11 protein-coding genes are annotated in these 11557 nt (G+C 41.9%); 9 read left to right on the forward strand and 2 right to left on the reverse strand.

Annotated features, from left to right (window positions below; translation table 11 throughout):
• Positions 1-734: 734 nt before the first annotated feature.
• The 8 genes from JL57_RS05295 (at position 735) to lgt (ending at position 9977) form a co-directional block, all read left to right on the forward strand.
• On the forward strand, positions 735-2126 hold the full coding sequence (locus tag JL57_RS05295; RefSeq protein WP_034141028.1) for an FAD-binding oxidoreductase: 1392 nt from the start codon (positions 735-737) through the stop codon (positions 2124-2126).
• Positions 2123-3373: a (Fe-S)-binding protein gene (locus tag JL57_RS05300; protein ID WP_034141019.1), complete on the forward strand. Its 1251-nt coding sequence runs from the start codon at positions 2123-2125 to the stop codon at positions 3371-3373. Before JL57_RS05295 ends, JL57_RS05300 begins: the two co-directional genes overlap by 4 nt.
• A 52-nt stretch (positions 3374-3425) precedes the next feature.
• A complete protein-coding gene (locus JL57_RS05305) occupies positions 3426-4442 on the forward strand; it encodes a TRAP transporter substrate-binding protein (RefSeq protein ID WP_034141020.1) in 1017 nt (338 codons plus the stop codon).
• 65 nt (positions 4443-4507) lie between these two features.
• A complete protein-coding gene (locus JL57_RS05310; RefSeq protein WP_045691251.1) occupies positions 4508-4984 on the forward strand; it encodes a TRAP transporter small permease in 477 nt (158 codons plus the stop codon).
• Positions 4981-6261 (forward strand): TRAP transporter large permease, encoded by a 1281-nt coding sequence (locus tag JL57_RS05315; RefSeq protein ID WP_034141021.1) that lies wholly within the window; start codon positions 4981-4983, stop codon positions 6259-6261. Before JL57_RS05310 ends, JL57_RS05315 begins: the two co-directional genes overlap by 4 nt.
• Before the next feature lie 310 nt (positions 6262-6571).
• Positions 6572-8674, forward strand: a complete 2103-nt coding sequence (locus JL57_RS05320) for a rod shape-determining protein (RefSeq protein ID WP_034141022.1) — start codon at positions 6572-6574, stop codon at positions 8672-8674.
• Positions 8675-8728: 54 nt separating this feature from the next.
• Positions 8729-8926, forward strand: coding sequence for a hypothetical protein (locus tag JL57_RS05325; protein ID WP_034141023.1), 198 nt, complete (start codon positions 8729-8731; stop codon positions 8924-8926).
• A gap of 265 nt (positions 8927-9191) precedes the next feature.
• Positions 9192-9977, forward strand: coding sequence for a prolipoprotein diacylglyceryl transferase (gene lgt / locus JL57_RS05330; protein ID WP_034141024.1), 786 nt, complete (start codon positions 9192-9194; stop codon positions 9975-9977).
• Between the two features lie 7 nt (positions 9978-9984).
• Here lgt and JL57_RS05335 read toward each other — a convergent pair whose 3' ends face one another.
• Both JL57_RS05335 and JL57_RS05340 read right to left on the reverse strand, forming a co-directional pair.
• Positions 9985-10416, reverse strand: coding sequence for a formylmethanofuran dehydrogenase subunit E family protein (locus JL57_RS05335; protein ID WP_034141025.1), 432 nt, complete (start codon positions 10414-10416; stop codon positions 9985-9987).
• 212 nt (positions 10417-10628) lie between these two features.
• On the reverse strand, positions 10629-11000 hold the full coding sequence (locus tag JL57_RS05340) for a TIGR04086 family membrane protein (RefSeq protein ID WP_034141026.1): 372 nt from the start codon (positions 10998-11000) through the stop codon (positions 10629-10631).
• 129 nt (positions 11001-11129) lie between these two features.
• On the opposite strand from JL57_RS05340, the gene JL57_RS05345 reads away from it, so the two are divergent.
• The coding region (locus JL57_RS05345) for a 3-methyl-2-oxobutanoate hydroxymethyltransferase (RefSeq protein ID WP_034141027.1) at positions 11130-11557 on the forward strand (428 nt) is incomplete at its 3' end.

Raw genomic sequence — 11557 nt, forward strand, 5'->3', positions numbered from 1 at the left:
CAAACTTCTTCACTACATATTTGCTGTTCTTCGTGACCAAAAGCCCTTTGTGATTAAACGACCTGAAGATCATCAAACTTGGAGGACAACAAAGCCTCAACCAGCAGCTGCTTAAAGGAATAGTTTGGATACGACAGAGCCATTCGGATCGTGTCAAAGGTGATGCGAGGGATACCGGAGGGCGTTAGACCGAGGATATGCTCGCCATCATCCTATTGACACGTGCACTACACCCAAACGCTTGAAGACTGCAAAGTCTCTTTTACTCCAGAGAGTTACCCCAAATTGAAAGAGAGTTTGCTTGGCTAGCGCCGAGCGTCCCGTTTCTCTAGGTGGGCTTCCCAAAAATTAACGTTTAGGTCATTGTTCGGATTTTTCAATGGCTTAGTTTGTTATGCCGTATTTTACAAACCGAAAATTAAAAGAAATAATCAGACAAACTCTTGACTTTTATTAGCTGGTCTAATGAAATTTTATCATGCTTTAAACGTTATGACAACGAAAAAGGACTAAAGTGATGTATAACAACGATATTTTTTTATCTGTTTTGTAAAATAGAAGAAGGAGTCTTGTCGAAAATCGCGAATAACTATTAATTGGGTTGGACCGCTACGAAATTTGTTCATAAGTTAGATGAACAAATGGTCCAACCAAACAACTATTTTAAGAGAGTTTTAGTCATTCAGCCAAAATTATTTACTGTTTTTAGAACAGTAAAGGTAGGAGGATTATCGTTGTTAGAAAAAAGTTTTGTTCATTCTTTACAGCAATGTGTAGGTCGAGAAAACGTGTTAACAGACAAAGAAGATATTATTTGCTATTCTTATGATCCGACGCCTAACCATCAGATTCCTGAAGCCGTGGTCATACCCGGCACTATTGAGGAGATTTCCCAAGTTGTAATGCTGGCAAACCAAGCTGGTATACCGATAACTCCTAGAGGTGGCGGGTCTAATATTTGTGGGAACTCGATACCTATCAAAGGTGGTATTGTCTTGGCAATGCACCGTTTTGACAGGATTATTGAAATAGATACAGCTAACCTTTGCGCAGTAGTCCAAGCTGGGGTTATTACTGCTGATTTCCAGCGTCAGGTAGAAGCTTTAGGTTTATTCTATCCACCTGATCCTCAGGCCTCGAGTATGTCGATGTTGGGAGGAAATGTAGCGACAAATGCCGGTGGTCCTCGTGGATTTAAATATGGGGTAACTCGCGACTATGTGTTAGGTTTTAAAATGGTCCTAGCGGATGGTAGAATCTTAAAAATGGGCGGCAAAACCGTAAAAAATGTCACTGGGTATGATTTAACTAAACTGTTTGTCGGTTCCGAAGGGACTTTGGGGATTTTTACCGAACTTATTTTACGTCTCATACCATTGCCCGAGAGTAAACGAACAATGCTTGCAGTATTCGATGATTTGTTAGATGCAGCACGGACAGTTTCAGGGGTCATTGCCGCTAAAATTATTCCCACCACCTTAGAGTTCATGGACCGAGAAGCAATGCGTTTGATTGAAGCCTATGTACCCTGCGGCTTGCCGGTAGATGCTGCAGCCGCCATCTTGATTGAAGTCGATGGCAGCGAAAGAGATGTTCCGGTACAAATTAAACAAGTAGAAGAAGTGTGCCGACAGTTTGGTGCACGTGAAATCAGAATAGCAACCACGGAGGCAGAGTCCAATCAAATCTGGGCGGGTCGTAAAGCTGCTTTTTCCTCGATGGCTAAAAGTGCCCCAACTCTTTACGTGGAAGATGTCACTGTACCACGCAGTAAGATTCCGGACATAGTCAAGACTATTACAGATTTAGCGGCCAAGTATCAACTTAAAATTCCCATTTTAGGGCATGCCGGTGATGGGAACATGCATCCCATAATTCTCACAGATGAGAACAATCACGATGAAATTAAGCGTGTTAAACTAGCGATCGATGAAATGTTTAAAGCTGCTTTAGAGTTGGGTGGTACTTTGAGCGGGGAACATGGGATTGGGCTGGATAAGGTCAAATTCATGGAGTGGGAACTGGGTGAAACAGGAATAGATGTCATGCGCAAAATAAAGCATGCCTTGGATCCCCGAAACATCATGAATTCCAACAAGGTCTTACCTGCGGAGGCAGTAGAATGAAACCTTTACATGAATTTACCGAAGAATTATATCGTTGTATTCGCTGTGGTTCATGTACTGCTGTTTGCCCGATTTTTAGTGTAGAAAAGCGGGAAATGTCGGTAGCCAGGGGAAGGTTAAGGTTAGTGCGCGAACACTTAGCCGGGAATCTAGACCTAACTCCGAAAATGAGGGATTATCTGGATTTATGTCTGGGTTGTCGTGCTTGTGTTGTTAGCTGCCCACCTCAGGTACCTACGGATAAGATCATTAGAGCAGCAAGGGCCCATTTCGCCATTAAAAAGGGGCAACCATTGGTACGTCATATTCTGTTAAAAAATGTGCTGGTCAAACCAAAACACTTTACGCTGGTTTTAGATTCTTTAAAACTGGCTCGAAGGACTGGAGTAAATCGTTTGCTGCCCAAAACGTTAAAGACTAAGGAAGATATCTTGCCTCAATTGCCTAAGAATACTTTTCGAGAACTCTTGAAAGGAATTGAACTTAAGAAGAGCGATAAAAAAGTAGGATTTTTCTTAAGTTGTATGGATAATAATGTTTACCCGCAGGTGCTTAGGGCAGCTATTAATATTTTGGAAAAGCTGGACTATGAAGTTGTCATTCCGACTAAGGTTGTTTGCTGCGGGGCAGCTCATGATAATTATGGAGATGTGGAAAACGCCCGCAAACTTGCTTGGCAGAATATAGAAGCCTTCTCAGCTACCGGGGTGGATGTCATTTTGACCGATTGTGCTACTTGCGGATCCACAATGCAGTCTTATGGTGAACTATTCCAAGGGAAGAGTGAAGAGGCTGAAGCCTTAAGCTTTGTCAGTAAGGTAATGGATATAAATCAGTTTTTATCTGACAAGTTGCCCTCAGTAAGCGAATGTGCAGAAACAACGGTGACTTATCATGATCCTTGTCATTTAGTCCGCTATCAAAATGTGAGGGAGGCTCCCCGCAAGGTTCTGGAGTCGGCAGGGGTAAACTTTAAGGAAATGGCTGAAGCTGATCGCTGTTGCGGCGGTGGAGGTACATTTAATATTTTCCACTATGATATTTCGATGAAAATACTTGATCGGAAAATCGAAAATGTTAAACAAACAGGGGCTTCCGTTCTGGCCACCTCCTGCCCGGCCTGTCGCATTCAATTGGAGCACGGCATAAAAAGGCATGGTTTGACTATAGAGGTGTTACATCCTATCGAAGTATTAGAAAAATCGTATCTAAAAGAGGGAGGGGTACCCAAAATAGAGATAAGGTGAAGAAGCGGGTATGAAATTAAAAAATCTTCTTAAATTATGGAGGAGGAAAATAATGAAAAAGTCAAAATTTATTAGTATTAGTTTAATTGGATTGTTAACGCTGGGTTTATTGGCGGTGGCCGGTTGCGGTGCTAAAAGTTCCGACAAGGCTGCCACTAGTGAGCAAAAATGGGAACTTAAAGCTGGACATGTTGCCGCTGCCAGTCATCCGATGAACACTGAATTAATTAACATGGGTAAACAGATTGAAGAAAAAACCAATGGCCGTGTAAAAATCGCTGTCTTCCCTGAAGCTACCGTAGGCGGTGAAAGGGAAATGCTTGAAGGTGCTAAACTTGGAACTATGGATATGGTCTTATCAACAACGGCTGTAGCTGGGAATTTTGATCCTAAAATGAAAATATTTGATTTGCCCTTCTTATTTAAAGACAGGGAGCAAGCAATTAAAGTATTGGACGGACCTATTGGTGAAAAGCTTTTAGACGGAATGTCCAGTCAGGGCTTAGTCGGTTTATCCTTCTGGGAAAACGGATTTCGTAATTTGACGAATTCTAAGAGACCTATCGAAAAACCAGAAGATATTCAAGGCTTGAAAATCAGAACTATGGAGAACCCGATTCACATGGATGCCTGGAAGTCACTTGGCGCTTTACCGACTCCAATGGCTTTTGCAGAAGTATTTACTGCCCTCCAGCAGGGAACCATCGACGGACAGGAGAATCCTTTAGCTATTATTAGTACCTCCCGTTTGTACGAGGTGCAGAAATACGTAGCACTGACCAATCATAACTACTCACCGATGGTTTTAGTCATTAGTAAAAAGGTTTGGGATAGTTTCCCTGATGATATCAAGGTGACTTTTAAAGAACTGTCTAAGAGCAACGCTAAAGTTGAGAGACAAATGTTAAAAGAGGCTGATGAAAAGTACATAGCCGATATGAAGAAATTTGGTACGGTTATCACAACACCTGATTCCACAGCGTTCCGTGAGAAGGTAAAACCTGTCTATGAAAAATATTCAAAAGAGATTGGTGAAGATATCATCAAGCAAATTCTTGACACAAAATAGAAATTCTGTAAGGGGGAGTAGAGGTTTCCTACTTCCTCTTACAATATTTCAGAAGGGGGAACCATATGCTGAGTACGGTCGTGCATAATGTTAATAAAGTTATAGGTCGATTTACTAATTTACTCCTGATAATTATGACCTTAGCGGTTTTCGCTCAGGTTATTTCCCGCTTCCTACTGGAACATCCCCTAGCTTGGTCTGAAGAACTTGCTAGATATTTGATGATCTGGATTACTTTCTTGGGAGCAAGCTTAGCCATAGAAAAAAAAGCCCATCCTATGATTGAGATCTTTGCAGGCTTTTTACCAGGGCGGACTAGACAAGTTGTCCAGGTTATTGCCCTGCTAGTTAGCAGTGTGTTTTACAGTTTGCTAATTTATTTCGGCAGTCAATTTGCAGTTCGGTCGTTTGGTCAATTAACTCCAGCTATGGGACTACCCATCGGGTATGTATACCTCATTATTCCAATTAGTGGTGTCTTATTACTGATTAGTTCTTTTGCCGAAATTGAAAAAATTATTAAAAGGGGGAAGTTGATATGAGTATTGTTTTATTTTTGATTACCTTAGTACTCATGTTAATTGGTGCCCCTATTGCTGTAAGTCTCGGGTTGGGAGCTGCTTCGGCTTTATTTTTTGTCGGCAATATGAATTTACTGATTGTTCCCCAAAGGATGTTTGGGGCTATGGACTCATTTCCTTTAATGGCTATTCCGTTCTTTATTTTGGCGGGTAATCTTATGGCCGTCGGTGGAATTTCCAGGCGCTTGATAGATTTCGCCAGTACATTAGTGGGCAGGATGCACGGAGGATTAACGATCGTGTCCATTCTGGCAGGTATCTTTTTTGCTGCTATTTCCGGATCTGGTGCAGCTGCCACAGCTGCTTTAGGTACAATTCTCATCCCATCCATGGTCAAAAAAGGATATAATAGAGAATTTTCAGCGAGTGTACAAGCATGTTCCGGGGCTATCGGAATTGTTATTCCACCGAGTATACCTCTGGTCTTATATGGGATAAGTGGCAATGTGTCCATCGGTGATCTGTTCCTTGGTGGATTTGGACCCGGTATCCTCATTGGGATTGCTCTTATCATTGTAGGTTATGTGATTTCCCGTAAAGAAGGGTATGGCAAAGAAGAACCCGCTACTCCCAAAGAAATCCTATCGGCATTTAAAGACTCTTTATGGGGTTTGTTAATGCCAGTAATTATTCTAGGTGGAATTTATGGTAGTATTTTTACACCTACGGAAGCCGCAGTGGTAGCAGTTGTCTATGGGTATATTGTTGGTAGTTTCGTCTATCGGGAACTTACTTGGAAAAAACTCCAGGAGAGTCTTGCGTCAAGTGTTATTACCACAGCCATCATCATGTTTATTATTGGCTGCGCTGCACTTTTTGCTTTAGTGCTTACCCGGGAGCAGATTCCACAAGATATTGCTGTTTGGCTCTTAGGGATCTCCCGTAATCCTCTAGTCATTCTGGCAATTGTCAACGTTTTTCTTCTCTTAGTGGGTATGGTGATGGAGACAGCGGCAGCCATTATTATCCTTACGCCAATTCTTGTGCCAATTATCATGGCCTTAGGAATTGACCCCGTTCATTTCGGGGTCTTAATGATTGTCAATTTAGGGATTGGTCTTGTTACACCGCCTGTAGGAATTAACTTATATGTAGCAGCAAATATTGCAGGTACTCGAATGGATCTTATCATTAAGCGGTTGTGGCCATTCTTGCTAGCTATGATTGTGGTCCTAATTATTATTACTTACATCCCGCAAATAACCCTTTGGCCTTTGGAAATGATAAAATCTTTTTAAGCCAATAGCTTTAAAGAAGAATACTTCTGTTGTTATAGGTAAGGGGAAAAAGGTAATTGTATACAAAAGGTCTCCTCTCATTGAAATGAACTTTCTCTAGGAGGAGACCTTTTATTTAAGACATAAAAAGTTGAGTCCATAGACCCCCTTTAAGGTATAATTGCTTTAGGTTATGCAAACAAACTAATTATACCTTAAATTGAATTAGGCGGCACAGATTGTGAGAGTGAGAACATATTCGGAGTTTTGTTTTATAACTAAAGGATTTTGTCTCGAAAGAGTCGAATTTAGACAAAGAGAGGTGAAATAAGTGGAACCTATTTTTGCATTGGATATTGGTACCCGCATGGTGATGGGGCTTGTGATGACCAAGGGTGTAGGACAAGGTTATGAGATTTTGGCCAGTGCCCAAACTGAGCATCGACAAAGGGCTATGTATGATGGACAAGTTCATGATGTGGACGAAGTCGCTCGGGCGGTCGTCAAGGTTAAAGAGAGCTTGGAAAAGAAGTTAGAGAGACCCTTAAAACAGGTTGCTGTGGCTGCTGCGGGCCGTGCGCTGAGAACAGAAGTGGCTGTTGCTGAACATAAAGAAGTGCTTCCTGTCCGTTGGGAACGAGAGAGTGTACTGGCCCTAGAGATGGAGGCGGTTCATCAAGCGTTACACCAACTTGAATCATCCAGTGCAGATGAGGCTCATAGCTACCTCTGTGTTGGATATAATCCCATTGCCCGCTGGAATGAGGGAGAAGAAATATCTAATTTGATCGGGCAACGCGGAAAAACTGCCAAGGTGTCTGTGATTGCGACCTTCTTACCCCGAACAGTCGTCGATGGTTTGGTAGCTGTCTTAGGTCGAGTAGGTTTAGAAATGACAAGTTTGACCCTAGAACCGATTGCCGCAGGCCAAGCAGCAATACCCGCTAATATGAGGCGTCTTAATCTGGCTTTGGTGGATGTTGGGGCTGGAACAGCAGATATTGCTTTGACTAGAAATGGATCTTTTTTTGCTTATGGGATGGTCCCTATGGCAGGAGATGAAGTCACAGAAACGATCTGTGGGCATTATTTGCTCGATTTTAAGGTTGGAGAAAAAGTAAAACGAGAATTAAATACCAAAGAGCAATTAAAATTTAAAGATTTTCTTGGTGCAAAAGTCGTTGTAAATAAGGAAGAAGTCTTAAAGATAATCCTACCTGTGGTTAAAACCTTAGCTGAGAGTATTTCAAGAGAGATTCTGAATCTCAATCATGACGTTCCACAAGCCATTATTCTGATTGGCGGTGGCAGTTTAACGCCTAGTCTTACTGAGGTTTTGGCAGAGACCCTTGAAATCCCCAAAAATCGCGTCGGTCTTCAAATCAGAGAAAGGTTAGGGGAGATTTTTGGGGAGAAAAGTGTCAAGGGACCGGAAAGCATCACCCCGATTGGAATTGGCATAGCTGCTCTTGAAGGAAACGGGCTTCAGTATTATACCGTTTTAGTCAACAATAAGCCTGTACCAATTTTCGAATTACAATTAACCACGGTTGCGGAAGCCTTACTCGCTGCTGGCATCCAGCCTCGTACTTTTTTTGGAAAGCCAGGAGCGGCCTTAACCTTTGAATGGAACAGTGAGATGCGGGTCATTAAGGGGACTATGGGAAGTCCAGCCCAATTAAGGGTAAATGACAAGCCGGGGAAATTAGATCAGTCATTAAAGGCTGGAGACGAAATTTCCTTTACCCCAGGAGAACAGGGGATCGATGCTAAAGCATATCTTGAGGATGTATTGCCTCCTCAAAAGGCTAGCTGGATTTCTTGGAATGGTCAGCGTGAAAAATTTGTTCCGCAGGTTTTCGTAAACCAACAACCGATGAATGAAAAAGATCCCATACTGGACGGATATAAAATCACCTACCTTCCAAATGATAATTTAGACAATCTCCTGCAAGAAAAAGGTTTTGAACTTGGTAAAAAAGTAGCTATAGAGATTCGGATCAATGGAGAACCCCTTGTTCTTAACTTAAACCGTACGATTTTAGTCAATGACTGTGAAGTAGGGCGGAACTGTATAATCCAAGAGGGGGATTCTATAGAGGTTTACACAAAGCAGATTACAGTTGGCGAGTTACAACTCTGTCCCAAGTCCATGCCCTTTAAAGTTAATGGAATAGATATTGAGTATCCTCCCCAAGAGACTGTTATTTCGTTTCATGGCAAGACTGTTACCATGGACGAACCCCTTACGGATGGTATGGATCTTAAAGTAGAGGGATTCAAGCGCATGCCGATTCTTTCGGATTTGTTACCCTATGTTAAGTTTCCTGAAGAGAAGATTTCAGGCTCCTTAAAAATCAGTGTCAATGGTCAACCCGCTGAATTTACGACGGTTTTACATCCTGGTGACCGCTTAACTGCGACTTTTAATTAAAAGACTTGACAATTGCCCAGAAGGTCATAAAATAAAGGATGGAGGTGTTTAGTTATGTTATTTCAGTGGTTTGTAGTACTAATTGCATTTGCTGCCTTATTTGTTACATTATACTCCGATGCGGGATCAGCTAAGAAGAAGCATTCCGACTATTTTCAAAGAGTTCAAAAACCTACCGGAAAAGCACAGCGAGATGCAGCGATACCCAATTCCAATAAATTTGATCCTTTTTACGCAAAACTAAATAGTTGAAAGTTTAAACAGATTCGATGAAGTATCGAGTCTGTTTTTATAATTATTTAGTTCACTGAAGCACGTAGTCTTCAGAAAAGAAGTTCTAAAGCTGTAATATGAGCCACCAATCGACGGTTAGTGGTCTCGGGCACTAGGTTAAGCTAGATGTGCGCTTGAGCTCTTCTAGCATACAAGATATAATGATGATGCTCATTTATTGCAGAGATAGTCAATGGGTAAGAATAATTTGTGAAGACGGGTTTTTCAATCAAAGGAGGGCACTATGCATCAATACTGGTTTTTTGTGGGAGATTTTCCGATTAGAGCTTATGGTACCCTTTTTGCATTAGCATTTATTCTTGGAGTAGGTGTTACACTGTACTTCGCTAAAGCAGAGGGTCGACCGCAATATATGGACGTTTTCATGGATTTAGCGCCCATATTACTAATTTCCGGCATCTTGGGTGCTCGTTTTTGGCAAGTGTTTTTTTTCGACTGGGCATTTTATCGTCAATACCCTGGTGAAATTATTGCGATTTGGCATGGTGGACTTTCCATCCAAGGAGGTGTAATAGGAGCTCTTTTAGCGGCGGCAATTTACGTTTGGTATAAGAAGTTACCATTTTGGGAACTTGCTGATTTGGCTGCTCCGGGGCTTGTGTTGGCTCAATCGGTCGGCAGGAATGCCAACCTGATGAATGGGGATGCTTTTGGAGGGCCGACAGGAGGGGATTTTGGAATTCTATATCCCGAAGGGACAATTGCCCGAGATAAGTTTGGGGACCAACCGTTGTGGCCAGCCGAAGTATGGGAAGGGCAAGTGGATGTGATAATTTTTGCTCTCCTTGTCATTCTGAAATTAAGAAAATGGCCGTCAGGTATGATCTTTTTGTTATATATGGTCTTATATAACTTATCAAGGTTCTTTTTAGAGAGCCTCAGAGGGGATAGCCCACGATTTCTATTCGACTGGACAGCCGCCCAATGGAGTAGTATGGCATTCGTAGGGGTTTCCCTTATCCTTCTCGTCTGGAGATTTTGGAGAGATCGTCAACGTGGGGTGGTTTAACCGGGAGTTAGAGTTTCTGAATTGTACAGAAAAGGAGCTCTTCTATCCCTAAGATAAATTTTAGGGTTTCTATTAAAGCATTTTGCTTCTCACGTGGAGACAATTGTTCGGTAGCTACCGAGAGGTGTTCAAGTACTTCAGAGCGTATGGAGATTTGCAAGCCTTCAGCTATCCCTGAGTAGTGAAAATCATAAACATGTTGCTTCTTTTCATGAACAAATAAATTCCCACGGCCGTAGGTTGTGTGATTTAAGACTTGGAAAGCATCGACAGCACAGGAATGGGTATAAGCTGTGACGATAAGTTCAGAATTGGCTGAAGGGCTAATTTCTAGTTCACGCCTGGCAATTTGGGCTACCCGAAAACCTAAGGCAATTTCTGGGCAAGTATGACCATGAAACTCAATAACTTGCTCCCAAGGTGTCTTTTCAATGCACATAGATTAATCCTCCTAAAGTAACTTTGACGGTATTGTATAACCTTGGAGATGAAATGTGAAGCATTTTGAATATTTATTTAATTCCAGCGTCAAGTAAGCAGGAATTTGGCAGTAAAGATAGAAATTATTAAAAACGTTCAAATTTAGAAGAAAGGGAAATCTCACTATGAGATTTCCCTTTCTTCTAAAAAGAGGCTGCTTTAAAATTGCTGCTAAGATTGAGGAAAAAGGACTCCCGCTATTCCACCTATTCCGCCAGCAACTAAGGCTATGATGGATTTCTCTGCCATCTTTAACCAGGATGGGGTACCAGACAAAAAAACAGCGGATAAGACCAAGACCAGAAGGATGAATCCGAGACCTACACTCAATCCATAGTAGAGACCCTTTGTGCCCGCTTGGTGTGCTGTGACAAAGGCAGCGACAAAAATGCTGGTTCCAAAGATAATGTTGAGCGACAGTTCTGATTCAGGGAGTGATGTGTAAGAGAGTAGGACACCAAAGAACAGAGACAATAACAATGCTAAGATCGCCGCCCAGAGAATTCCTTTTAGAATTAAGCTTAAATGAAAGGATTTTGACATGGTTATCCCTCCTTTGACTGATATCTACCTATGCCTAAACTTGAAGGAGTATGACTAATTGACAGTATAAAAGAGTATTAAAAATGTAGAGCGAAAGTATGAACTTTAACAAGGGAGGTAAAATGGACAATGAAAAAGACTATTCCTGATTTTGAAAAAATGAAACAAGCTGGTGAAAAAATCAGTATGTTAACAGCCTATGATTATCCTTCAGCCAAGTTAGTAGAAGATGCAGGCGTCGACACAATCTTAGTCGGGGATTCTTTAGGGATGGTAGTTTTAGGCTATGATTCCACTGTTCCAGTAACTATGGAAGACATGCTCCACCATACAAAAGCCGTCCGCAGGGGTGCTGCAAAAACGTTTGTCATTGCTGATATGCCGTTTATGAGCTATGCGACACTCGATCTTGCCATAATCAATGCTGGGAGACTGATTAAGGAAGGGGGAGCGGACGCAATAAAACTCGAAGGAGGCTTAAACCTTGTTCCGATCGTTGAAAGCTTAACTCGTGCAGGAATTCCTGTTGTAGGACATATTGGCCTTACCCCCCAAAC

The sequence above is a fragment of the Desulfosporosinus sp. BICA1-9 genome, from assembly GCF_000802135.1.

What these genes read in the sequence shown, in the direction of transcription:
- JL57_RS05325 (WP_034141023.1), top strand. Translation starts at nt 8,729, where the DNA reads ATGTTATTTCAGTGGTTTGTAGTACTAATTGCATTTGCTGCCTTATTT.
- lgt (WP_034141024.1), top strand. Translation starts at nt 9,192, where the DNA reads ATGCATCAATACTGGTTTTTTGTGGGAGATTTTCCGATTAGAGCTTAT.
- JL57_RS05335 (WP_034141025.1), bottom strand. Translation starts at nt 10,416, where the DNA reads ATGTGCATTGAAAAGACACCTTGGGAGCAAGTTATTGAGTTTCATGGT.
- JL57_RS05340 (WP_034141026.1), bottom strand. Translation starts at nt 11,000, where the DNA reads ATGTCAAAATCCTTTCATTTAAGCTTAATTCTAAAAGGAATTCTCTGG.
- JL57_RS05300 (WP_034141019.1), top strand. Translation starts at nt 2,123, where the DNA reads ATGAAACCTTTACATGAATTTACCGAAGAATTATATCGTTGTATTCGC.
- JL57_RS05305 (WP_034141020.1), top strand. Translation starts at nt 3,426, where the DNA reads ATGAAAAAGTCAAAATTTATTAGTATTAGTTTAATTGGATTGTTAACG.
- JL57_RS05310 (WP_045691251.1), top strand. Translation starts at nt 4,508, where the DNA reads ATGCTGAGTACGGTCGTGCATAATGTTAATAAAGTTATAGGTCGATTT.
- JL57_RS05315 (WP_034141021.1), top strand. Translation starts at nt 4,981, where the DNA reads ATGAGTATTGTTTTATTTTTGATTACCTTAGTACTCATGTTAATTGGT.